This is a genomic window from Curtobacterium sp. PhB146 (assembly GCF_004342995.1).
Lineage (GTDB): Bacteria > Actinomycetota > Actinomycetes > Actinomycetales > Microbacteriaceae > Curtobacterium.
Genome location: NZ_SMBN01000002.1, coordinates 718,455 through 741,586, shown reverse-complemented (window position 1 = coordinate 741,586; position 23,132 = coordinate 718,455). Strand labels below are relative to the sequence as shown.

Here is a 23,132-nt window from a genome sequence, read left to right as displayed (position 1 = left end):
CACCGCACCGACGTCACCGTCAGGGGTAGACGCGCACCGGCGTGGACACCTGGGTGGACGGTCGGACCGGGAACCCGGCGATGCCGTCGTCCCCGCGGTAGGTCACGCCCACCACGACCCCTTCGGCGCCGGAGATCGAGAGCTGCTTCGCGGTCTGCACGGGCATGGTGGCGGTGGCACCCGACAGCACCGTGATGGTGCGCTTCTCGTCGCCGGAGCGGATCGTGATCGCACGGTCCTCACGCGTCGGGTTCACGAAGTTCATGCGGACGCCCTCCCCCGGTGCCACCGCGGTGATGACCTGGTCGCCCAGGGGCTCGGCCGAGGCGAACCAACCGAGGTCGCTGTTGCCGTCGGCCGTCGGTGAGGTCGTGCGGGCACCGGCGACGACGGGTTGCGTCGACGTGACGGTGAACGAGTAGCGGCCGTCCGGGAAGTCGTCGAGCGCGACGTCGGTCACGACCCCGGGCTCGGCGGTGGCGTTCACGGTCGTGCCGCCGCCGTCCGCCGTGCTGATGCCGAGCGTGACGCGTGCCGACTCGGTACCGGGGACGAACAGCCGGACGACGGGGGCTGCGTCCGCCGTGTCGTCACCGCGCTGTGCCTCCTGCGCGCCGGCGAGCACGACGCCGGGGATCACCTGCGACCGCGAGGGAGCGGCGCCGCCGGAGACGATGTCGTAGCCACCGGGGGTCAGCGTGCGGACGACGGTCTCCTGCATGTGGGCGACGATCTGCCCGCCCGAGGACGACACGTGCACGACGGTGGATCCCTGGTCGGACACGAAGCCGGACAGCGGGACGACCTTCTGGGTGTTCGGGGCGACGACGATGCCGGTCGTGCCGGGGGCGCTGACCGTGCCGGTGCCGTCGTAGATGGCCAGGTCGACGGTGGCGTTCACGTCGGTCGGGTTCGACAGGGTGACGAGGCTGGTGCGCCCGGTCTCGGTCGAGCCGCCGACGAGCCAGGTCGACTGCGACGGGTCGTCGCACGACGCCGCGCCGGCACCGACCAGGTCGCCGCTGGAGACGCTCTGGTAGCTGCTGCCCGCCACCTGCGGTGTCGTGTCGCCCGCGGGGGCGGTGAGCAGGCGCGGGTCGCTGCCACCGGTGGACGACGGGTCGAGCGAGGTGCGCTCGACGGTCGAGCCGGTCGTCGCAGTGGCCACGGTCGCCGACCCGACGGTGCTCGCCTGGGTGGCGTCGTTGCCGGAGTCGTCGGACAGGCGCAGGGCGCTGCCGGCGCAGACGCGCTCGGCGTCGGCGGGCACCGGGGTGACGGTGCGGCCGGCCGGGCGACCCGGCTCGGCCGCGGTGCCGTAGGCGTGCGCGGCCGTGACGGCGCCGGCAGCCACGACGACGGCGATCGCGGTCGCGGTGCCGCGGACGACCCAGCGTCGGACGGAGCGGGTGGTGGTGCTCATTCGTCGCGCTCCTCGTCGAAGGTGGTCGCGGGTTCCTCGGCCTCGATGACGTTCGAGGTGGCGCGGCGACGGCGCGGGGCCGTCGGCACGGCGAGCAGGGCGGCCGCCCCGAACACCACGCCGAGGACGACCAGGTACAGGACGTGTGTGGCACGGGCGGCGGCGGACCCGGTGGTGGTCCGGTCGACGTCGCCCTCGTAGTGGAACAGCTGGCCGTTCGTGGTCTCACCGATGCTCGTGAAGAGCGCGTTCTGCCCGATCGCGCCAGCGGCACGGTCGTGCACGGTCTGCGCCTCGGGGTCGTCACCGGCGTCGTCGAGCAGGACGAAGCTGATGCCGAGTTCCTGCAGTGCCGGCCGGGGGTCGTAGCCGCTGCGGCTCGCCAGGTTGCCGGCGAGCGTCGTGAGCCGGGCGCCGGACTCGCTCAACCGCAGGGCGGTGGCGTCGAGGGTCGACTGGTCGTCGAGGGTGGCTCCCTGGCCGCGTTCGAGCGCGACCGCGAGCGACCCGTCGTCCTGCGGCACCACGACGAGCGTGCCGACGTCGGGGTTCGCCTGCGCCTCGGCGTTCACGTACGCGCTGAGCACCCGGCCGGTGGTCGGCTGGATGGCGGCGTTGCCGAGGTAGAACGCGGCGAAGGCGGGGGCCACCGCCACACCGGCGAGCACCGTCGCGACGAGTCCCGTGACCGGGGCGGCCTTGGGCAGCACGTCGATCCCGATGCAGGCAGCGACCACGATCGCGAGCCAGTACACCGACAGCCCACTGCCCGGCCACACGATGGTGGTGGTCGACCCGACGCCGGTGACGGTCACGTGGGTGGCGGCGAACGCGGTGCCGAACCCGAGCAGTGCGACGACGAGCGCCGAGCCGGCGACGGCCCAGCGGTGTCCGAGCATCGCGCCGATCGCCGCGGCGGCGATCGGGACGGCCAGGACGGCCATCACGATCGGCAGCCACGTGCCGACGGCTGCGAGCCCGGACGTGGCGGGCAGCCACCCGCTCCAGTCCGGCAGCGGCTGACCGATGGCCAGTTGCAGTGCGGACGGCGCACGCGTGGCGGACGGGACGCCGGGGTCCGCGAAGACGGCGAGGACGTTGCCGCGCGCGACCTGGGCGAGGACGAGCGGCAGGAAGAGCACGGCGGTCGGCACCGGGATGAAGGCCCGACGGTGTGCACGGCGCCAGCCGACGACGAGCGCGACGAGCCACCCGATCAGCAGGACCGGCAGCAACGACGGCGCCGAGGCCGCCACGACCGCGAACAGCAGCGAGGCACCAGAGGCCCAGGCCCACGAGCGGTGCGCCTCGAGCACGGCGACGAACAGCCACGGCAGCACCAGGTGCGCGATGACGGCGCCGAGGTGGCCCGTCGTGACCGCGCCGACGAGCGAGGGCGCGATGGCGTACAGCGCGGCACCGATCACCGGCACCCACTTGCGCGTGGTGACCTTGCGGACCGCGAACCAGGCGCCGAGGGCGGAGACCGGGAACGCGACGAGCATCACGAGCACGACGGACGTCGAGGGCGACCAGAACACGATCGACCCGAGGACCGCCAGCACGGCGGCGAACGGGTCGGACGGACCGGTGAACCCGGTGCCGAGCGAGTGCCAGCCGTACCCGACGTTCTGCCAGAGCTGCCCAACGCTCGTGCTGAGGGGCAGCAGGCCACCGCCGGTCAGCGCCGGTGAGCCGAGCAGGGGGTAGAGCGTGACGACGCTCAGGACGGCCGCGGCCAGCACGACCCAGATCCCGCCGTCGCCGAGGAACGACGCCCGCGCGATCGGGGCGTCCTCGACCCGGGCGAGTTCGACGTCGCGCGAGGTGGTGCGGTGCTCGTGCACCCGACGCCAGCTGACCCGGAGCGGTTCGACGGCGGCCCAACCGAGCTTCTTCGTGCGGGCGAGGTTCCTGCGCGCCCGACCGGTGCCTCCGCCGAAGGCCACCGCGAACGCCGCGGCGAGCTCGGGGACGACGGCCGCGGGGTGCTTGGCGACGAGGTGGCCGATCGCCCGGCCGAGTGCGAAGGGGACGAGGGTGAGCCAGTGCAGCCAGAGCAGTCCGCCCGGCGCGTAGGTCATCCGGCGGTGCAGCTGCGCCTGCCGGTGCATGCGGACACGGCGGGCCTCGGAGACGCGCTTGCGGCCGAACTCCTCGACCGGACCGGCGGTGGTGACCTTCGCCTCGGGGACCAGGGCGACGCGGTGCCCGGCCAGGCGCACCCGGACGCAGAAGTCGAGGGCGGCGTCGACGTCGGGCAGCGCCGGGTCGAAGCCGGCGAGCTCGGTCCACACCGAGCGGCGCACGAGCATGCCGCCGGCGGCGACGCCGAGCACGTCGGTGTGCCGGTCGTGCTGGCCCTGGTCGAGCTCGTCCTGCACGAGACCGATCGATCGGCCGAAGCGCGTCATGCTCTCGCCGAACGCGCGGATGAGCGAGGGGTCGTCGTCGGCGACGAGCTTCGGGCCGGCCACGACCACGGACGGCGCGATCTCGACGGCGGAGAGCAGGTCGGCGAGTGCGGTCGGCGACGGCGCGTTGTCGTGCCCGAGCAGCCACAGCCACTCGTCGACGGGCTCGTCCACGACGGCGGGCGGGGCCTCGCGCTCCCCGCGGGCGACGGCCTCGCCGAAGGGGCGTCCGGCGGGCAGGCGCAGGAGCTCGGCGGACCCGCCGAAGGACAGGCCGGCGGTGGAGCCGTCGGTCGATCCGACGTCGACGACCACCAGGTTCTCGGGGTGGCGGGTCTGGGCCGCGAGTGCGTCCAGGGTCCGGTCGAGGTGGGCCGCTCCGTTGGCGGCGACGAGGATCGCGGTGACTCTGGGCTGCATGACGGGCGTCACTCTACGGTCTGGAGGCACGGCGTCCGCTGCGGACGGCGGCGCGCCGTGAACCTGCGCGGCCGAGCGGTCACGGCGCGCCAGCGCCGTGCGAGGTCGCGCCGAGGAGCCTGCGACGAGGATTCGGGACCGCACGGTGTGCGCCGGGCGCGCACCGTGCCTCCTGGACGGCTACGCGCGCTTCCTGAGCTTGCGACGCTCGCGCTCGGACAGGCCGCCCCAGATGCCGAAGCGTTCGTCGTTCTCGAGCGCGTACTCGAGGCACTGCGCCCGGACCTCGCACGACGTGCAGATCTTCTTCGCTTCGCGCGTGGAGCCGCCCTTCTCGGGGAAGAACGCCTCCGGGTCGGTCTGTGCGCACAGCGAGTCGACCTGCCACGCGAGCGGGTTCTCCTCGTCGTCCGTCTCCGGCCGTCGAACACCCGGGACGCCGAGCGCCACGGGGTCGACGTGCCAGTCCTCCGGAACTCCGGCGTGGAAGTCGGAACCGTTCACCCTGATCACCCCTGACGTCTCGATAACGGGACCACAACGATTGAAGTCGTTGCCTGTAATTACAGCGGTGTCATTCGCCTGAGTCAAGTCGCGGATCATAGAAGGCACTGACCGCTTCGGCGTGTCATGTCCCCCGTCTGGGCGTGTCGCGCCCGGTCTGTCGGGGTTTCGGGGGACAACTGACACGTCCTCAGCCGCTAGGAGACGCTGCGGCGGGCCTCCCACGCACTCGTGACCATCTCGTCCAGCGTGTGGCGCATCGCCCAGTCGAGGTCGCGCGTGGCGGCCTCGCCGGTGGCCACGATGCGCGCCGGGTCGCCGGGGCGGCGGGGCGCGATCTCCGGGTCGAAGGCGATCCCGGTGCCCTTCGCCATGGCGTCCATGATCTGCCGGACGCTCACACCGTCGCCGCTGCCGAGGTTGTACGCCTGCTCGAGCGACTCCCCCGCCTCGAGCTTCTGCGCCGCGACGGCGTGCGAGTGCGCGAGGTCGGCGACGTGGATGTAGTCACGGACGCAGGTGCCGTCCTCGGTGGCGTAGTCGTCACCGTTGATGCGCGGCGTGCGGCCGGCCAGCAGGGCGTCGAACACGAGCGGGAACAGGTTGTGCGGGCTGGCGTCGTACAGGTCGGGTTCGCCGGAGCCGACGACGTTGAAGTAGCGGAGCGAGGTCGTCGTGAAGCCCGCGGCGACCTCCATGTCGCGCAGCAGCCACTCGCCGATGAGCTTCGACTCGCCGTACGGGGACTCTGGTGCCTTCGGGGTCGACTCCACGACGACGTCGACGTCCGGGGTGCCGTAGACCGCGGCGCTCGACGAGAAGACGGCCTTCGTGACGCCGTTCTCGGCCATCGCACGGAGCAGCGTCGCCATGCCGGTGACGTTCTGCTCGTAGGTGTGCAGCGGACGCTCGACCGAGACGCCGGCGTACTTGAAGCCCGCGACGTGCACCACGCCGGTGACGTCGTGCTCGCGCAGGGTGCGGGCGACCAGCTCGCCGTCCAGGATCGTTCCCTCGACGAACGGCACGTCGTCCGGCACGAACGCGCGGAAGCCGCTCGAGAGGTCGTCGAACGCGACCGTGTCGATGCCGGCCGAGCGCAGTGCTCGGACGACGTGGGACCCGATGTACCCGGCACCGCCGGTGACCAGCCAACTCATGGTCGCCACGCTAGCGGACGGACGGTGCACCCCGGTCGCGGTGTGCGGGACCGCGCCAGCGGGTGCGGCTCCGCGCTACCGGCCGGTGGCGATGAAGACCGTGGACGTCACGCCGTTCGACGAGTCGGCCTCGACCGTGACGTCGCCCTCGTCCGGTGTGATGAAGCAGGACTCGCCCTGGCGGAGCAGCGTGGCGGACGTCGCGCCGACGAGCGTCACGACGCCCTCGGTGCAGATCGCGATCGACGGGCCAGCCAGCGGAGCCACCCCGCCGGTGCTCAGGCCGACCGGTCGTCCGTCGCCGTCGACCCGCAGCAGCGCGAACCCGACGTCCTCCGGTGCGAAGCGGTCCACGCCGGGGGCCAGGCGCTCGGGCTCGAGGACCGGTGCCGGGTAGGCCGTGAAGTCGAGCACGTGCAGGAGTTCGGGGACGTCGACGTGCTTCGGCGTCAGTCCCCCGCGCAGCACGTTGTCGGACGGCGCCATCAGCTCGATGCCGAGGCCGTCCAGGTAGGCGTGGATGTTGCCGGCGGGCAGGTACATCGCCTGCCCCGCGGTGAGCGTCACCCGGTGCATGAGCAGGGAGACGACGATGCCGGGGTCGCCCGGCCAGCTCGTCGCCAGGTCGCGGACCGTCGCCGTGTTCGGGGTGACCAGGTCGTCGTCGAGGGCGACGGCGAGGTCGCTCGCGGCCTGCACGACGGCGAGCGCGGAGTCGTCGGCCGTCTCGAGCCACCGCACGGTGTCCTCGAGGCCGTGCTGCAGGTGCACCTCGAGCGGGCCGAGCCGACCGCTGCCGGCGTCGACCACGCGGACCTCGGCCAGGGTCTCCTCGACCGGGCGGAAGCCGCTCAGGGCCTCGAACCGCTCGCTCAGCGCGACGACGAGCTCGGGCTTCGGGAACGGGTCCTTGTAGTTGCGCGCCGGGTCGTCGATCGCGATGCCCTCGCGCTCCTCGCGCGCGAAGCCGGCCTCGGCCTGCTCCGGCGTCGGGTGCGCCTGCAGCGACAGGGGCGCCGCCGCTGCGAGCACCTTCAGCAGGAACGGCAGGCCGGTTCGGTCGCCGCCCAGGGCGTCCTGCGGCTCGGCGGCGATCCAGTCGAGCAGTGTGTCGGCACCGCCGACCATCGCCGGGTTGACGACCACGCTCGGGCTGCCCGGGTGGGCGCCGAGCCAGAGCTCTGCCTGCGGGGCGCCGGTGACGGTGCGACCGAGGAGCTCCGGGATCGCGGTGACCGAGCCCCAGGCGTAGTCGCGGGGGGTGTTCGTGATGCCGAGGAACATGGGCGAGAGCCTACCGGCGGGATCCGGGGACTCCGGTGGCCCGCCGCCGCCGGTAGCCTGACGTCGTGACGAACACCTGGCCGCTGGCACGCGGGACCGTACCCGAGCGCGAGGCGTTCGCCTTCGGTGCGACCACGATCTTCGTGCTGTTCGCCGGGGACGCCGTCCCGAACACCCTCACCTGGGTCGGAGCAGGCGTCCTGTGGGCGCTCGTCGCCGCCTGGGGCATCACGATCCTGGTCCGGGCGAAGCCGCCGCTCGTGCGCTCCCCCTGGCCGCTCTGGGCCTTCCTGGGGTGGTGCCTGCTGTCCGTCGTCTGGTCACACTGGCGGTTCGCCACGATCTCGAGCCTGACCGTGCAGGTGGTCTGCGCCGCCGTGGCCTTCACGATCGCGTCCACCCTGACCTGGCGCCGGATCCTCGACGCGCTCAGCCTCGCGCTCCGCTGGGTGCTGCTGCTCTCGATCCTGTTCGAGGCCGTCGTCGCCGTGTTCGTGCGGCACCCCATCGCGCCGATCTGGACCGACTACGGCGACGCCGACATCCCGGACGCCTTCTACTTCTCACGCGCCGAGCTCTTCACCGGTGGCCGCATCCAGGGCCTGCCGGGCAACGCGAACCTGCTGGCGATGGTCGCGCTGCTCGTCGCGATCGTCGTCGTGCTGCAGCTCGCCGAGGGCCGGATGCGCCGGCAGCGGGCCACCGGCTGGCTCGTGGTCGCCGTCCTCGGGTTCGTCCTGACCCGCTCCTCCACGGTCATCGCGGCCGCGCTGGTCGTCGCCGTCGTCGCCCTGGTCGCCGTGTGGATGCGCCGGGTCCCGACCGAGCGACGCACCCCGCGCTACCTGCTGCTCGCGGTCGGCGCGGTCGTCGTCGCCGGCGCGGCGTTCGTGCTGCGCGGTCCGGTCTCGGAGCTGCTCGGCAAGGGGTCGGACGCGACCGGCCGCGGCGAGATCTGGGCGAAGGTGCTCGGTCTGATCGACCAGCACGCCGTCGTCGGCTGGGGCTGGATCGGCTACTGGTGGCCCGGCATCCCCACCCTGGCCGACCTGGCGCACCGCAAGGGCGTCACGTACCTGCAGGCACACGACGCCTACCTCGACGTGTGGATGCAGACCGGCATCATCGGCCTCGTCCTGTTCCTGCTGTACGTCGTCACGACGCTGTCGCGCTCGTGGGCGTGCGCGACCCGGATCGGCTACGACGCCGCACTCCGTCCGCGCACGTTCGACCCGGTGTCGCTCCTGCCGCTGCTCGTCGTCGTCGCGCTGCTCGTGCAGTCCGTCGCGGAGTCGCGGCTGCTCTACCAGGGGAACTGGGTGCTCTTCGCGCTCATCGCCATCAAGACCCGGATCGTCCTGACCGGCGAGGAACCGACGTCGACCGGCGACGGCCCGCGCACCCCGCCCGCGAAGCGCGAGTTCCGCTGGGCCACCACGCGCTGATCGTCAGCGGCCCGCAGTGGGCGGTCCCGCGTCAGCGTCCCGCGTCAGCGGAACAGCCACGCGCACGCGACCGGTGACGACCACGGGTTCGAGCGCACCCGCACGACCTCGAGCGTCGGGTCGGCGCGACACGCCTCGGCGGCCGCGGGCAGCTGCTCCGCCCACACCGGCCCGTCGCTGCGCCGGGTGTCCGCCGGCGCGACGTGCAGGACGGCCGACGCGACGACGGCGGCGACCACGCACCAGGCGGCCAGCGCCCCGACGAGGCGACCCGTGCCTCCCGTCCGCTGCGCGACACGCGACCACCGGTCGGTGTCCACCAGCGCGGCGGCGGCGACCACCGCGGCGCTGACGAGCAGCAGGCCGGACGCGGCTGCGTACCGCTGCGGCGGGATCGCCGCCATGGCGGCCGTGGGGTTCGCCCACGGCTGCCCGGCACCGTCGTTCGCCAGCAGCGCCGCCCACCACACGGCACCGGACGCGACTGTCAGCGCGACGACCATCCACCGGGAGCGGGCCGGCCCGACGACGACACCGGCGACGAGGACCAGCACCAGTGCGCTGACGGGCACGAGGACCGGCGCCCAGCCGTGCTCGACGACCGTGGAGACCACGACGCCGAGGTGCGGGTCCCACGCGCCGGCGACGGGCCGGAGCAGGAACCCGGCGAGCACGTCGTGGAACGCGGGAGCGCCGGGGGTCAGGTCGCGCGGGTGGGTGAGCGTCGTGACGACCTGCACGACGGCCCCGGCGAGCGCCGCGACCGTGACGGGCAGCGGGAGCATGCGCGCACGGCGAGACCCGTCGCCCCCAGGACGACGCAGCGGCCACGCGAGCAGGAGCAGCGGCGTGAACAGGATCGTCTGCGGTTCCGTGAGGACCGCGAGTCCGGCGACGACGGCGAGCCCGACGGCTCCCCACCAGGTCCGGCTGCGGTGCGCGAAGACCCACGGCACCAGCACGAGCAGGTACCAGTGCAGGTTGGCGGCGTTCCCGCTGATCTCGTACGGCGCGAGCGGCAGCACGACGGGCACCGCGGCGAGCACGAGGCGGAACGGCCACGGTCGGACCACGTCGCGGGACAGGACGAAGACCAGCGCGCACACGGCCCCGACCACCAGGCAGGACGACAGCGAGACGACCTGGGCGTACCGCGCGGTCGGCAGTGCGTACCCGAGGTCGACCACCATCCGGGGCAGCAGGTGCACGTACCCGGCGTACGGGTGCAGCAGGGTGTCCACGGGGCCGAGGGCGATGCGCTCCCGCAGGAAGACCCCGCCGTCCTCGGCCCAGACGGTGTTCCGGGGCACGGGGCCGAGCCGGTACCAGGCGAGCGCGGCGGCGGCGAAGCCGATGACGACCGCGACCAGCGGCAGGCCGGCGGCCCTCCGCAGGGGGTCCATTGCAGTGAAGCTAGGTCAGCATCGCGCATCGTCGATGACGCCACACCGCGGATCGTCGATACAGCCGTTCCGCGATGCGGGCGACTCGTCACAAGGTCGTACGCCAAGATGGACGCGTGACGGACGGCCGGGTGAGCAGACACGTGCTCGGGCGCCGGTACCTCTCCGCCTGGATCGGCTTCTCGGCCGGTGGACGGTTCAGCCAGGCGCTCGCGACGGTCATCGTGCTGTTCGGGTTCGGGCAGCCGACCGTCCAGGCCCTCGTCGGCCGGTCGGGCACGTGGGCCGTGCTCGTGACGCTGTTCGTCCTCGCCGGGCTGAGCCTGCTCGGGCAGCGGTACCGGATCGAGTGGCACGGTGTGCTGCCCCTGTCGCTGCTGGCGTTCGTCGGGTACTGCGCGTTGAGCGTGCTCTGGAGCGAGTACTCGTGGGTCGCCCTGCGCGGTCTCGTGCAGACGGTCTGCTTCATCGGACTCGGCCTCTACCTGGCGCTCGGGCGGGACCTGGTGCAGGTGATCCGGGCGTCGGGTGACGCGTTCCGGATCCTCCTCGTCGTCGCCCTCGGCCTCGAGGTCCTGTCCGGACTGGTGCTCGACGTCCCGCTGCCGGCCTTCGGGATCCGCGGTGACATCGCCTACGGTGGCCCGATCCAGGGCATCGGCGGCACCCGCAACTTCATGGGGTTCATCGCCGCGATGGCCCTGGTCACCTTCGTCGTCGAGTTCCTCACCCGCTCGGTCACCATGTGGCGGGCGATCGGCTCCACCGCCCTCGCCGTCATCGCGCTGATGCTCGTGCAGTCCCCCATCACCGGCCTCGCGATGATCGCCCTCGCCGTCACCGCGCTGGCCCTCTGGTCGCTCCGGCACGCACGACCCGCCACCAGACCGGTGGTCAACGGCGTCCTCGGCGGCGCGGTCCTGCTCACCCTGGTCGTGGCCGTGTTCGCGCGGCACCGGCTGCTCGCGGAGATCGGTGCGGCGGGGGGCACGGCGACGCGCATCGACCTGTGGTCGCAGATCCGCGTCCTGACCGAGCGCTACCCGATCCAGGGCTGGGGGTGGGTCGGGACGTGGCCGACCGAGCCCGTCGTGCCGTACGTCACGCTCATCGACCCGTCCGGCGCGCGGTTCACGTCCGGCCTCAACGCGTTCGTCGACGCGTGGCTGCAGCTCGGGGTCGCCGGCACGATCATCCTGGGGATCGCCGCGCTGCTGGCCTTCGCTCGGGCATGGGTGACGGCGACGACGTTCCCCGGGGTGGCCTACGTGTGGCCGGCCGCGGTGCTGGTGCTGCTCGCGGTGACGAGCACGGCGGAGAGCTACCTGCTGCACGGTGCGGGCCTGATGTTCTTCGTGACCGTGCTCGTGATCGCGGCGCGGCGGCGCTCGTGGCGCCGGCACCTGCCGCGGGCGTAGGTGCCGCGGGGGCGCAGGCACGGCGTGTGACGCACTTCGTGAGCAGGAATGGTCGAGTCCGCCGCGGCGACCCGACCATTTCTGCTCACGAAGCGCCGGCCACCGCCGTCGTCATGCCTGCTCGTGCGCAGACCGCCGAGGTTCCACGACATGCCGCCCGTGTGTCGCCGAGGTTCCACGGAGCGGCGGTGTGAGCGCCGAGGTTCCGAGATCTCGGAACCTCGGGGCCGCACACACGCGCACGCACGCGCACGCGCGCGCTACGGGCGCGTCGGACGACCCAGGCGGCGCTGCAGGCCCCACTGCGTGACGCGGAGCATCGCCTCGACGACGATGGACCGGCTCATCTTCGAGACCCCGTGCACGCGGTCGCGGAACCGGATCGGCACCTCGACGATGCGGCCGCCCAGCGCGTCCACGCGCAGCGTCATGTCGACCTGGAAGCAGTACCCCTTCGAGTCGATCGACCCGAGGTCCATCCGCGCGATCGCGTCGGAACGGTAGACGCGGTACCCGGCGGTGATGTCCCGCACGTGGATCCCGAGCACCAACCGCGCGTACGTGTTCGCGCCGCGGCTCAGGGCCTGGCGACGGAGCGGCCAGTCGACGACCGACCCACCGCGCACCCAGCGCGACCCGATCGCGAGCAGCACGTCGTCCGACGAGGTGACCGCGTCGATGAGCGCGGGCAGCCGCTCGGCCGGGTGCGAGCCGTCGGCGTCCATCTCGACCAGCAGCGGGTACCCGCGCTCCAGGCCCCACCGGAACCCGGCGACGTAGGCCGTGCCCAGCCCGAGCTTGCCCGACCGCTGCAGCAGGTGCACCCGATCGTCGTCGGCCGCGATGGACCGCACGATGTCGCCGGTGCCGTCCGGGCTGCCGTCGTCGACGACGAGCAGGTGGGCACCGGGCGACGCCGTCAGGATCGCGTCGGCGATGGCTCGGATGTTCTCGGCCTCGTCGTACGTCGGGACGATGACGAGGGCCGTGGTCTCGGCTGGGTTCACCGGTTGCCGAGGCGTCGCTTGATCTTCCCCGCGACGCTGCGCGGGCCCTCGGTGCGGAAGTAGTGCACCGCGCGCCCGACGTCGTAGCGGACGCCCGAGAGCTTCTTGCGGTCCGGCACGCGCACGCGCATCGTGTGGGGCGCGAGCTTCGTGCTGGTGTCGCGCACCGACTTGTCCGCCGCGCGGATCGGGTTCCGGCAGAACTCGACGAGCGGTGCCAGGACGTTCTCCCACGTGAACTGCTCGCGCACGCGGTCGACGTTGGCGATGAACTGGGCCCGGGCCTTCTTGTCGAAGAGCGCCGTTTCGAGCGCCGCGGCCAGGCCGTCGACGTCCTGCTCGTGCACCGCGACGCCGAGCTGCTGCTCGGCGACCAGGTCACCGAAGGAGTCGCCGGCCGTCGTGACGATCGGCAGGCGTGCCCACAGGTAGTCGAGGATGCGGGTGCGGAACGAGAACGTGGTCTCGAGGTGCTCGTAGTGCGTCGAGACGCCGGCGTCGGCCTCGAGCAGGTAGGCACCGCGTTCCTCGTACGGGATCCACGAGTCGTTGAAGAACACGTGCTTGCCGGTCAGACCGAGGGCGTCGGCCTCGGCGCGGACCTTCGCGACGATGTCCATCTCGGGCACGTCGGGGTTCGGGTGCTGCACGCCCATGAAGAAGAGCTTCACCGACGGGCGACGGGCGGCGAGCTGGGCGATCGAGCGGACCAGGGTGATCGGGTCGAACCAGTCGTAGATGCCACCGCCCCAGACGACGAGCTTGTCGTTCTTGCCGATACCCGGCACCACGCCCTTGACCCGCGGCTGGTCGTGCACCGGCGGGGTCGAGGACAGCCCGAACGGCACGACACCGATGAGCGAGCGGAGGTCGGCGTCACGCGAGTACGTGCGGGCGTTCACCCGGCCGGAACCGGCGAGCTGGCCGAGCCAGAACATGCGCTGGCGCTCCGAGGCGCAGATGAAGTAGTCGCCGAGCTCGAGCTGGTGGTTGAGCGTGTCCGAGGCGTCGAGGATCTGACGGTTCCACTGGTCGACGTCGTCGCTGCGGCCCTGCTCGAGCTGCTCGAGGTGCAGCGGGTCGTACACGTCGACGACCAGGATCTTGCTCGTCGACTCGAGCACCGGGAACAGCCGGAGCGCGTGGCCCTGCACGATGATGACGTCGGCCCAGCCCTCGTGCTCGACCATCTGACGGGGGTGGCGGTGCGGCACGGTGACGACGTCGTACGACGGGTCGATCTGCGACGAGCGGGTCAGGCTGACCACGCGCACGTCGTGCTCGGACGCGAGCTGCTTCGCCATCTGGGTGGCGCGGATCGCGGGTCCGGCCATCTTCGCGCCGATCGAGTCGCCCGTGATGATGAGGATGCGACGACGGGTGCCGACCTCGAGCACGCCGAGGGAGTGCACGATCTTGTCGTAGCCGGCCAGGTAGTTCTCGATCGGGTACGCGGGCTCGTCGCGGTTGCCGAACAGGCGCAGGAGCTCGCGGTCGCTGCGGACACGCGTGGCCTGGATCGCGCGACGCGACTCGGTCATCGACGGCAGCTGCTCGACGAACTGGTCGACGCCGTAGATGCCGGCCATGCTCGTCTTCGGCACCGGGATGGTGGGGACGCTGTCGTCGCCGGGGTTCCGCAGGTCGAGCTCCGTGGAGTCGAGCTCCCCGCGGCCCACGGCACGGCGGACGGCGAGCGCCAGCGAGCCGGGCAGGGCGGCGGCGAGCTGCTCGTCGCCGAGGTTCTTGTACAGCGTGAAGAGGGCGTTCCGCTCGAGCAGGTAGGTCTCGCGGAAGTCGCCGAACTTGTTCATCGACGCGTGGTGCTTGTGGAACGCGACCGACTTCGGCTGGTAGCGGAAGCGCCAGCCGAGCAGGTTGAGCCGCCAGCCGAGGTCGACGTCCTCGTAGAACATGAAGTAGCGGTCGTCGAAACCGTCGAGCTGCTCGAAGAGCTCGGCGCGGATGAACATCGCTGCGCCGGTGCCGAACAGGACGTCGGTCTCGCTCTCCCAGCGGCCGGTGTCCGGTGACCCGGCGAAGGGCTTGTAGCCCATGCCGTACCAGGTCATCGCGGCCTCGGTGAAGTCGATGTTGACGCCCTCCCAGTCGAGGACCTTCGACGCCACGGCACCGATGTCGGCGCCGGACGCGAACGTGGCCATCGCCTCGCGCACCCACCCGGTGTCGGGACGGGCGTCGTTGTTGAGGAACGCGACGACCTCGCCGGAGGACTTCTCGACGCCGAGGTTGCACCCGCCGGCGAAGCCGAGGTTGGCGGCCGCGTCGATCAGGGTGAAGTCGAGGTCGGAGGCCTGCAGCCGACCGAGGTGCTCCGGACCGGAGCCGTTCTCGACGACGATCACCTCGAGCTTGTCCTGCGGCCAGTCCTGCTTGCGGAGTTCCGCGATGCTCGTCAGGGTGTCGTCCGTGCCCTTGTAGTTCACGAGGATGACGGACACGACTCCCGGCTTGCGCTCTGTCACGCGAGTTCCTCCAGCAGCTGCCGCGCACGGCGCGGATCGGTGGCTCGGCCCACGGGGTGCCGCGAGCCGATGACACCCTACAAGGCGCGCCCCGCCACTCCCCTGTGGCCGTCGCCGATTCGTGCAGAATGGGCCGCGTGACTGCCGCAGTGATCCCGAACACTCCCCTGTCCTCGCCCCTCGCACCGGAGTACGCGGCCATCGCGGCCGGTGCGCACGCCGAGGGGCCGCGCGGCACCGTCCGGTTCGCCGTGTCGACCGCCGACCCGACCGAGGGCAAGGGCGACCTGTTCGTCGCACTCGGGCTCGCACGGGCGCTCCGTGCCGAGGGCTGGGGCGTCGCGATGTGGCCGCTCGAGCGCTGGGGGGAAGCGGTCCCCGCCGACACCGCCGTCGTGGTCAGCATGATCGAGTCGTTCGTCCCCGGGTACGTCCCCGCCGGCACCGCCCTGGTCGCGTGGGTGCGGAACTGGACCGCGAAGTGGGCGGCCCTGCCCTACCTCGGTGAGTTCGACGCGGTGTGGACGTCGTCCGGCATCGCCCGCGACGCCGTCGCCGCGCAGTACGACGGTCCGGTCGAGGTCGTCCCGATCGGTGTCGATCTGGACCTGTTCACCGACGAGCGACCGCACGAGGCCGGCACGACCGCGCCCGCCACGGCGTCCGAGCGCACGGACCGTGCCGTCACGACCGTCAACTTCTGGGGCGTGCGCCGCCGCGTGCAGGACGTGCTCGCCGAGGTCGCCCCGGCCGAGCCGATCGTGTGGTTCGCCGCGAACGTCGACCACGTCGAGGCCACGGCCGGCGTCGAGCTCCGGCCCGCGGTGTCCTACTTCGCGCTGCCCGAGGTGTACCGCGCCGCCGGCTTCGTCGTCGACGACGTGATCGCCCCGGCCGCCGAGTACGGCACCCTGAACTCGCGCCTGTACGAGGCACTCGCGTCCGGGGCGCTGCCGGTGACGGACTGCGCGCTCGGCCTGGACGAGCTCGGCCTGTCCGACGTGCCGGTCTTCGACGACGCCGCGTCGCTCGAGCGGGTGCTCGCGATGCCCCGCGCCGAGCGCACGGCCCTGACGGCCCGACTCCGTGCCGTGGTCGTCGAGCGGCACTCGTTCCGTGCGCGCGCCGAGCAGGTCGGTCCGGTCCTGGACGCGGCCGTCGCGGTCGCCTCGGGTCGGTCCGGCGAGCGGAACGCGTTCCTGCGCTGGGCGACCGCGCAGCGCGAGGTCCTGCGGCAGGCCGAGCACGATCGTGACGTCCACCTGTCCGGGGTGCAGGACATCAACCGGCGGCTCGTCGCGTCGGAGCAGCAGGTCGGCGCGTACGACACGGCCCGCCGCCAGGCCGAGGCGGAGCGCGACCAGATCGCGGCGCGGTTCGCGGGCCTCACCCGCTCCCCCGAGTACCGGTTGCTGCACGGCGTGGGCCTCATGGCCCGGCGCGTGCGCCGCTGACGTCACGCGTCACGCGTCACGCGCTCACTTCGTGAGCAGGAATGGTCGGGTCCGTCCACCGGACCCGACCATTGCTGCTCACGATCCGCCGCCGTGGGCGCGACCACGGAACGGACGGGAGGCCCGTGGCGGATCCGCCACGGGCCTCCCGTCCGTCTCGGCGACCGTCTACTGCACGGTCACCGTCTTCGTCCCGAAGCTCTTGTACGTCCCGCTCGGCAGGTCCTGGTAGTAGACCCGCACGGTGTGCGTGCCGGGCTGCAGCCCGGTGAGCACCCGCGACAGCCCGACGTCCGAACCCCAGTTCGGGTAGTTCTTCTGCACGTCGGTGCGGGTCGCGTTCACCGTGCCGGGGGTGATCGCGACGCCGTCCAGGTGCATCTTGTACTTGACCGGGTCCCACACGTCGGGGTCGATCGCCCAGCCCTTGACGGTGATGGTCCCCTTGCCGCCGGTGACGGAGTCGAACGACCCCTTCACCGCGCCGGTGTTGCCGGTCTTGCCCGTCGCGGGCGGGTCGATGACCGTGAAGGACTTCGTGCCGAAGCTCTTGTACGTGCCGCTCGGCAGGTCCTGGAAGTACACGCGGACGGTGTGCGTGCCCGCGCTCAGACCGGTGAGCTGCACGGACAGGCCGACGTCGGAGCCCCAGCCCGGGTGGACCGCCTCGACGTCGGTGCGCTTGGCGTTCACCACGCCCGGGTCGATCGCGACGCCGTCCAGGTGCATCTTGTACTTGACCGGGTCCCACACGTCGGGGTCGATCGCCCAGCCCTTGACCGTCGCGCTGTAGACGCCGCCGGTGACCGACTCGTACGAGCCCGTCACCGCGCCGGTCTTGCCGGTCTTGCCGGTCGTGCCGGACGACGGGGCGGTGGCCGACGTCACCTTCACGGTCTTCGTGCCGAAGCTCTTGTAGGTGCCGCTCGGCAGGTCCTGGAAGTAGACCCGCACGGTGTGGTTGCCGGCGCTCAGCCCGGTCAGGCGGAGTGCCAGGCCGACGTCGGAACCCCAGGACGGGTGCTTCGCCTCGACGTCGGTGCGGGTGGCGTTCGCGGTGCCGCTGTTCGTGCTGACGCCGTCGACGTGGACCTTGTACTTGACGGGGTCCCAGACGTCCGGGTCGATCGCCCACGCGCGCACCGTGGCCGTGCCAGCGCCGCCGGTGACGGACTCGTACGAGCCGCGGAGCGCTCCGGTCTTGCCGGTCTTGCCGGTGGTGGGGGCACTGACGGTGACGGACTTCGACGCGACCTTGACGTAGTCGGTGCCGGGCTTGTCCTGCGTGTACAGCGCCACGGTGCGGGTCCCCGGCGTGATGCCGCCGATCGTCTTCGAGAACCCGAGGGTGCTGCCGACGCCCTTGTAGACCTTGGCGACGTCGGTGCGGGTGCGGTCGGTGGTGCCGGTCGCCTTGCTGACGCCGTCGACCAGGATCTTCCACGGGGCGGGCTTCGCCGAGTCGGGGTCGAGCGCCCAGCCGGTCGCGGTGATCGTGCCGGCGCTGCCGGTGACGGTGTCGAGTGCACCCTTCGGGGCTGCGCTCACGACCGTGCGGGTGTAGCAGCCGAGCAGCGTGTTGCTGCCCTTGCCCTGGTTGATGGCGTAGGTGCACACCGAGTGCTTGCCGACGCTCAGCCCGGTCAGCTCGGTCGAGAACCCGTGCTTGAGGTTGTTCGCGCCGAGGGTGGCGGACAGGTCGGGCCGGTTCACGTTCGCGGTGACGGTCTTCGCCCCGGCGCCGTCGACGTAGAACGCGACGCGGAGCGCGCTCGTGGTGTCCGGGTCGACGGCCCAGCCGCTGACCGTGATCGACGACGTCGAGCTCGGCGTGACCGCGTCGACGTTGCCGTACGGGTTGCCGCCGCCGGTCGCCGAGCCGAACCAGTCGGTGTACATGCGCCAGAAGTTGCGGTTGCCGTACGCCGAGCAGCCGTCGCCGGTGCCGTAGAGGTTCGACATCGCGGCGGTGTTCGGGGTGTACGGGGTGTAGATGTACAGCCCTGCGGTCGCCTGGTTCTGGATGTAGACGGACTTGCGGCCGCAGGCCGCGTTCGGGTTGAGGAGGATCGAGTTGGTCCGACCCGCCTGGTACGCCCACGAGGTCGGCGACGACTGGTAGCGCTTGAACTGGAGCGCGGCGGCGTAGACCTGCTGACCGAAGCCGAAGTACGCCGGGTCGCACGGGGCGGTGTCGGGGCACGCGAAGCCGGTGGCGTGCAGGTACATGTAGGACGTCGGCGAGGACGTCGTGACGATGCCCTGCTCCTTCTGCAGGAGCACGAGGAGCACCTTCTGGCTGATGCCGCACGCGGCGCCGACCTGGGCGATCATCGTCGCGGCGGACTTGGTGCCGCCGGCGATGGCGCTGCACCGGCCGGAGACGGCGCCGATCGCGCTCATCTTCTGCGAGAAGTCCTTCAGGCAAGCGGGTCCGCTCGACGACTTCCGGCAGTTCGGGGCGACGCTCGTCAGGAACGACTGCACGGACGCGGCGTTCATCGCCGAGCCGTTGTAGAAGTTGGCGTCGCTGATGATGTTGCCCGGGTCGAAGTCGCCGGCGACGGCGGCCGAGGCGGACTCGGTCGTGGTCTGCTCGGACAGGATCGTGCCGAAGGTCAGCCCGCTGACGGCGACGGCGAGTGCCGCGACGATCGCGAGGGAGGTCCGGAAGGGTCGGCGACGGCGCCCGTCCGACTCGGTCTGGATGGAACGCATCACGGCACCTCCGCCGGCATCGGGTCGGACGTCGTCGACGCGGAGCCGACGGCGTAGGTCAGGGTGACGGACCAGGTGCCGCTGGGGACCTGGGCCGCGGGGAACGCGACCTGCGCGCAGTTGACCGAGGAAGCACTCGCCTGCGCCGCGCTCGTGGCGGTGCGCGTGACGCTCCCCTTCTTCGCGGTGAACGTGCAGGTCCCGCTGGTGTCGGTGGTGCCGGAGACGAGTCCGCCGGCCTGCAGCGTCTTCGAGGCCGTGTCCCAGCCGCTGTAGGTCACGACGGCGGTCGCCGGGAAGTCCGACGGGTCGGTGTCCGGCTCGTTGGTCGAGCCGCTCCCCGGGAAGGCACCGGGGGTGTCGTCGTCCGAGGCGGTGGGGTCGTCGGTGGCCTCGGACGCGGGCGACGACGCGGTGCCGGTGGGCTCCGTGGTCGCCGGGTCGTCGGCGGTCGGGGTCGGACTCGCGGTGCGGGTCGCTGACGCGGACGGCGACGGGGTGGCGTCGTCGCCACCACCGGAACAACCGGCCAAGAGAACACTGAGGGCACCGACCACCGCGAACGCAGCGATCGGCCTGGATGCGAGGAGCATGCTGACGGGCCGTCCTGTGGATGTTGACAAGGGTCCGGGTTGCGACAACGGTAACCCCAAAGTGAAGGTTGAGGGTTGGATCGGTCCGGAATCACCCCCGCTCGGGGTGCACGACGGCCGTCGCCCATCCCTGCCGCGCGGGCCCGGTGAGTATGCTGTTCCGGTCCTGCCCCCACGAACGAAGAGACGTATGGTCGATCAAGCCCGCATGGCGGCGCTCGCGAAGGAACCCCTCGTCGTGATCGGCGCTCCGACGAGCGCCTTCCGCGGAACCTGGCGAGAGCTGCGCGACGTCTTCCGGCAGCGCGAGATGCTCGGGATGCTCATCCGACGCGACCTGAAGGCGCGGTACAAGGACTCAGCGCTCGGGTTCGTGTGGACGCTGGTGCGCCCGCTGACCCAGCTGCTCATCTACTACTTCGTCATCGGCAAGGTCCTCGGCGCCGCCAACGGCATCGACAACTTCGCGATCTACGTCTTCACCGGCCTGACCGCCTACACGCTCTTCAGCGAGATCGTCGCCGGCTCGACCGGCTCGATCGTCGGCAACTCCGGGCTGATCAAGAAGGTCTACGTCCCGCGCGAGGTCTTCCCGCTCGCCAGCGTCGGCGCGGCCCTGGTGAACTTCACCATCCAGTTCGCGATCCTGCTCGCCGCGACCGTGGTCATCGGCGTCTTCCCGTTCCACGAGGGGCTCGTCTACCTGATCCCGTCGCTCGCGGTGATCCTCGTCTACGGCGCGGCCATCGGCCTGGTGCTGTCCGCGCTCAACGTGTACCTGCGCGACGTGCAGTTCGTCATCGACGTCGGCCTCATGGTCCTGCTCTGGGCCTCGCCGATCGTGTACTCGTACTCGCGGGTGGTCGCCACCGTCAACACCGACTGGCTCATCACCGCCTACACGAACAACCCCCTGACGCTGGCCGTGCTCGGCATGCAGAACGCGATCTGGCTGCACGACCCGGCCGACGTCACGTACCCGGACCACCTGATGCTGCGCCTCGGCATCGCGTTCGTCATCGGTGTCCTCTGCCTCCTCGGCGCGCAGCGGGTGTTCTCCCGTCTGCAGGGCAACTTCGCGCAGGAGCTGTAGACCATGGCCATCAGCACCCCCGTCGCCCCGACGCCCACCGAGGGCACCGCCGAGCGCCCGGACGTCATCGTCATCGACCACGTCCGCAAGCGCTTCACGGTCCGCAAGGACAACACCCTGCGCGAGCGCATCGTCACCCTCGGTCGCGCCGGCCGCAAGCACCGCCAGGACTTCTGGGCCCTCGACGACGTCACCGTGTCGATCCAGGCCGGCTCCACGGTCGGCCTCATCGGCCAGAACGGCTCCGGCAAGTCGACCCTGCTCAAGGCCATCGGCGGCATCATCCAGCCGACCTCCGGCACGGTGGCCCGCCGCGGTCGCCTCGCTGCCCTGCTCGAGCTCGGCGCCGGCTTCCACCCCGACCTGTCCGGGCGCGAGAACGTCTACCTCAACGCGTCGCTGCTCGGGCTGAGCCGCAAGCAGACCGACGAGAAGTTCGACGACATCCTGGCGTTCTCGGGGATCGGCGACTTCATCGACACCCAGGTGAAGTTCTACTCATCCGGCATGTACGTGCGACTCGCCTTCGCCGTCGCCGTGCACACCGACCCCGACGTCCTGCTCGTCGACGAGGTGCTCGCCGTCGGCGACGAGGCGTTCCAGCGCAAGTGCCTCGACCGCATCCGCACCTTCCAAGAGGCGGGCAAGACGATCATCATCGTCACGCACTCGCTCAGCCAGGTGCAGGAGATGTGCGACCGGGTGGTCCTGCTCAACAAGGGCAAGGTGCTGCACGACGGCGATCCCGTCCAGGCCGTGAGCATGTTCCGCGAGGTCCTCGAGGAACGCCGCCAGGGCGAGCTCAGCACCGACGTCGCCGTCGGCCGCGGCAAGGTCCTCGGCGCGAGCGTGCACGTCGACGGCAAGGGGCCCCGCGCCGAGGTCATGCCCGGCGACGACCTCGTCGTGGACATGGAGTTCGAGCACCTGGACGGCATCGCCGACTGGGAGGCCGCGGTGCAGATCAACAACGCCGGCGGCCAGGTCGTGTACGGCACCACCACCGGCATCATGGGCCTCGAACTGCAGCCGTTGCACGGTCGCCGGAAGCTCCGCCTGCGGATCGCCGACACCGCGTTCGGCACCGGCAAGTACTTCATCAACGTGTCGATGATGGACTCCGCCGGCCGCCACCTGCACGACATGCCGGAGTGCGACTCGTTCGAGGTGCCCGGGTTCGAGAACGCCGTGGGCACGGTCTACGCGCAGCCCTCGATCGAGGAGCTGGACTGAGCCCGACCGACGACGGCACCGACGTCCGGACCCCGGGCGTCCCGCGCACCGCGGTCGTCGTCGTCAACTGGGAACGCGCCGACCTGACGACCGCGGCCGTCCGCGCCGTGCTCGCCGAGGGCGCGGCCGACCAGGTGGTGGTCGTCGACAACGGCTCGTCGGACGACTCCGTCGCCGTCCTCCGCCGCGACCTGCCCGACGTCGACGTGGTCGCGCGGGAGCACAACGGTGGGTTCGCGGCCGGCGCGAACACCGGCATCCGGCACGCGGACGCCGACGTCGTCGTGCTGCTCAACAACGACGCGGTCCCCGCGCCGGGCTTCGTCGCGGCGCTCCGCGACCACCTGGCGCAGGCGCGGCCCGAGGTCGCGGCCGTGACGGGCCGCATCGTGCTCGCCGGACGCTGGACGGGCCTCCCGGTCGGCGCGACACCAGCACCCGGCCAGCGCGTGCTGCAGGGCCACGACGGCCGTCTGTGGACGCCGTCGCCCGACGGCGAGGTGCGCCTCAACTCGACCGGCGTGCGCATCGACCGCGACGGCAACGGCATGGACCGCGACTGGTTCGCGCCCGTCGACCGCGTCGCGGACGTCGACGTCTTCGGGTTCTCCGGTGGGGCCTCCGCCCTGCGGCGGAGCGCGCTCGACGACGTCGGCCTGCTCGACGAGTCGCTCTTCATGTACTACGAGGACACCGAGCTCGCGTGGCGACTCCGCCGACGCGGCTGGCGCGTGGAACACGCGGCCGACGCGGTCGTCGAGCACGACCACTCGGCGTCGTCCGGGGTGCAGAGCGACCTGTTCCTCTTCCGCAACGCGCGGAACCGGATGGTCGTCGCGCTCTGGCACGCGCCGTGGGGCACCGTCCTGCGGGCGAGCGCCCGGACCCTCTTCCGCGGCCTGCGCGGACTGCTCACTGCTCCCACCCGACGGGAGGCCCGGCTCGTCCTGGCAGCGTTCGCGGACGTCGTCGGGGCGCTCCCGTCGCACCTCGCGCGGCGGCTCCGCGAGTCGCGGCGCGCGTCCGTCCCGCGCCGCAGCGTGGACCCGGGCGCATGAGCGCGGAGGGCTATCCTGG

16 protein-coding genes are annotated in these 23,132 nt (G+C 71.8%); 6 read left to right on the top strand and 10 right to left on the bottom strand.

What is annotated here, in order from left to right; all coding sequences use genetic code 11:
• Nucleotides 1-19 precede the first annotated feature (19 nt).
• The 5 genes from EDF33_RS11915 to manA all read right to left on the bottom strand — a co-directional run bounded on the left by EDF33_RS11915 (nt 20) and on the right by manA (nt 7,205).
• Nucleotides 20-1,423, bottom strand: a complete 1,404-nt coding sequence (locus EDF33_RS11915; protein WP_123938727.1) for a DUF5719 family protein — start codon at nt 1,421-1,423, stop codon at nt 20-22.
• Nucleotides 1,420-4,257: a glycosyltransferase family 2 protein gene (locus tag EDF33_RS11910; protein ID WP_132100131.1), complete on the bottom strand. Its 2,838-nt coding sequence runs from the start codon at nt 4,255-4,257 to the stop codon at nt 1,420-1,422. Before EDF33_RS11910 ends, EDF33_RS11915 begins: the two co-directional genes overlap by 4 nt.
• Before the next feature lie 180 nt (nt 4,258-4,437).
• Nucleotides 4,438-4,761 carry a WhiB family transcriptional regulator gene (locus EDF33_RS11905; protein WP_111085981.1) on the bottom strand — a complete coding sequence of 108 codons (324 nt, stop codon included), beginning with the start codon at nt 4,759-4,761 and terminating at the stop codon, nt 4,438-4,440.
• Between the two features lie 197 nt (nt 4,762-4,958).
• Nucleotides 4,959-5,921: a UDP-glucose 4-epimerase GalE gene (gene galE, locus EDF33_RS11900; protein ID WP_132100130.1), complete on the bottom strand. Its 963-nt coding sequence runs from the start codon at nt 5,919-5,921 to the stop codon at nt 4,959-4,961.
• Nucleotides 5,922-5,996: 75 nt separating this feature from the next.
• A complete protein-coding gene (gene manA, locus EDF33_RS11895; RefSeq protein WP_132100129.1) occupies nt 5,997-7,205 on the bottom strand; it encodes a mannose-6-phosphate isomerase, class I in 1,209 nt (402 codons plus the stop codon).
• Between the two features lie 65 nt (nt 7,206-7,270).
• Between manA and EDF33_RS11890 the strand changes: the two genes are divergently transcribed.
• A complete protein-coding gene (locus EDF33_RS11890; protein WP_132100128.1) occupies nt 7,271-8,650 on the top strand; it encodes an O-antigen ligase family protein in 1,380 nt (459 codons plus the stop codon).
• A 44-nt stretch (nt 8,651-8,694) separates the two neighbouring features.
• Here EDF33_RS11890 and EDF33_RS11885 read toward each other — a convergent pair whose 3' ends face one another.
• Nucleotides 8,695-10,053, bottom strand: a complete 1,359-nt coding sequence (locus tag EDF33_RS11885) for a hypothetical protein (RefSeq protein WP_132100127.1) — start codon at nt 10,051-10,053, stop codon at nt 8,695-8,697.
• A gap of 131 nt (nt 10,054-10,184) precedes the next feature.
• Here EDF33_RS11885 and EDF33_RS11880 point away from each other — a divergent pair, with 131 nt between their 5' ends.
• On the top strand, nt 10,185-11,471 hold the full coding sequence (locus tag EDF33_RS11880) for an O-antigen ligase family protein (RefSeq protein WP_123938722.1): 1,287 nt from the start codon (nt 10,185-10,187) through the stop codon (nt 11,469-11,471).
• A 260-nt stretch (nt 11,472-11,731) separates the two neighbouring features.
• Here EDF33_RS11880 and EDF33_RS11875 read toward each other — a convergent pair whose 3' ends face one another.
• Together EDF33_RS11875 and EDF33_RS11870 are read right to left on the bottom strand one after the other, a co-directional pair.
• Nucleotides 11,732-12,478: a polyprenol monophosphomannose synthase gene (locus EDF33_RS11875; RefSeq protein WP_132100126.1), complete on the bottom strand. Its 747-nt coding sequence runs from the start codon at nt 12,476-12,478 to the stop codon at nt 11,732-11,734.
• A complete protein-coding gene (locus tag EDF33_RS11870; protein WP_132100125.1) occupies nt 12,475-14,964 on the bottom strand; it encodes a glycosyltransferase in 2,490 nt (829 codons plus the stop codon). The genes EDF33_RS11875 and EDF33_RS11870 overlap by 4 nt, the downstream gene beginning before the upstream one ends.
• A gap of 137 nt (nt 14,965-15,101) precedes the next feature.
• Here EDF33_RS11870 and EDF33_RS11865 point away from each other — a divergent pair, with 137 nt between their 5' ends.
• Entirely contained in the window at nt 15,102-16,418 is a 1,317-nt protein-coding gene (locus tag EDF33_RS11865) for a glycosyltransferase (protein ID WP_165918801.1), read from the top strand.
• Nucleotides 16,419-16,586: 168 nt separating this feature from the next.
• Here the strand turns inward: EDF33_RS11865 and EDF33_RS11860 are convergent, their stop codons facing one another.
• Together EDF33_RS11860 and EDF33_RS11855 are read right to left on the bottom strand one after the other, a co-directional pair.
• A complete protein-coding gene (locus EDF33_RS11860) occupies nt 16,587-19,136 on the bottom strand; it encodes a hypothetical protein (RefSeq protein ID WP_132100124.1) in 2,550 nt (849 codons plus the stop codon).
• Nucleotides 19,136-19,729: a hypothetical protein gene (locus tag EDF33_RS11855; RefSeq protein WP_132100123.1), complete on the bottom strand. Its 594-nt coding sequence runs from the start codon at nt 19,727-19,729 to the stop codon at nt 19,136-19,138. Before EDF33_RS11855 ends, EDF33_RS11860 begins: the two co-directional genes overlap by 1 nt.
• A gap of 190 nt (nt 19,730-19,919) precedes the next feature.
• Here EDF33_RS11855 and EDF33_RS11850 point away from each other — a divergent pair, with 190 nt between their 5' ends.
• From EDF33_RS11850 to EDF33_RS11840, 3 genes are read left to right on the top strand one after another with little or no spacing between them, the layout of a single operon-like run.
• Nucleotides 19,920-20,822, top strand: a complete 903-nt coding sequence (locus tag EDF33_RS11850; RefSeq protein ID WP_123292227.1) for an ABC transporter permease — start codon at nt 19,920-19,922, stop codon at nt 20,820-20,822.
• Nucleotides 20,823-20,825: 3 nt separating this feature from the next.
• Nucleotides 20,826-22,055 (top strand): ABC transporter ATP-binding protein, encoded by a 1,230-nt coding sequence (locus EDF33_RS11845; RefSeq protein WP_132100122.1) that lies wholly within the window; start codon nt 20,826-20,828, stop codon nt 22,053-22,055.
• Nucleotides 21,974-23,113, top strand: coding sequence for a glycosyltransferase family 2 protein (locus EDF33_RS11840; protein ID WP_132100121.1), 1,140 nt, complete (start codon nt 21,974-21,976; stop codon nt 23,111-23,113). The genes EDF33_RS11845 and EDF33_RS11840 overlap by 82 nt, the downstream gene beginning before the upstream one ends.
• Nucleotides 23,114-23,132 lie beyond the last annotated feature (19 nt).

Bases quoted from the DNA above. Each gene is read 5' to 3' on its own strand.
- EDF33_RS11915 (WP_123938727.1), bottom strand. From the start codon at position 1,423: ATGAGCACCACCACCCGCTCCGTCCGACGCTGGGTCGTCCGCGGCACC.
- EDF33_RS11910 (WP_132100131.1), bottom strand. From the start codon at position 4,257: ATGCAGCCCAGAGTCACCGCGATCCTCGTCGCCGCCAACGGAGCGGCC.
- galE (WP_132100130.1), bottom strand. From the start codon at position 5,921: ATGAGTTGGCTGGTCACCGGCGGTGCCGGGTACATCGGGTCCCACGTC.
- manA (WP_132100129.1), bottom strand. From the start codon at position 7,205: ATGTTCCTCGGCATCACGAACACCCCCCGCGACTACGCCTGGGGCTCG.
- EDF33_RS11885 (WP_132100127.1), bottom strand. From the start codon at position 10,053: ATGGACCCCCTGCGGAGGGCCGCCGGCCTGCCGCTGGTCGCGGTCGTC.
- EDF33_RS11860 (WP_132100124.1), bottom strand. From the start codon at position 19,136: ATGCGTTCCATCCAGACCGAGTCGGACGGGCGCCGTCGCCGACCCTTC.
- EDF33_RS11855 (WP_132100123.1), bottom strand. From the start codon at position 19,729: ATGCTCCTCGCATCCAGGCCGATCGCTGCGTTCGCGGTGGTCGGTGCC.
- EDF33_RS11850 (WP_123292227.1), top strand. From the start codon at position 19,920: ATGGTCGATCAAGCCCGCATGGCGGCGCTCGCGAAGGAACCCCTCGTC.
- EDF33_RS11845 (WP_132100122.1), top strand. From the start codon at position 20,826: ATGGCCATCAGCACCCCCGTCGCCCCGACGCCCACCGAGGGCACCGCC.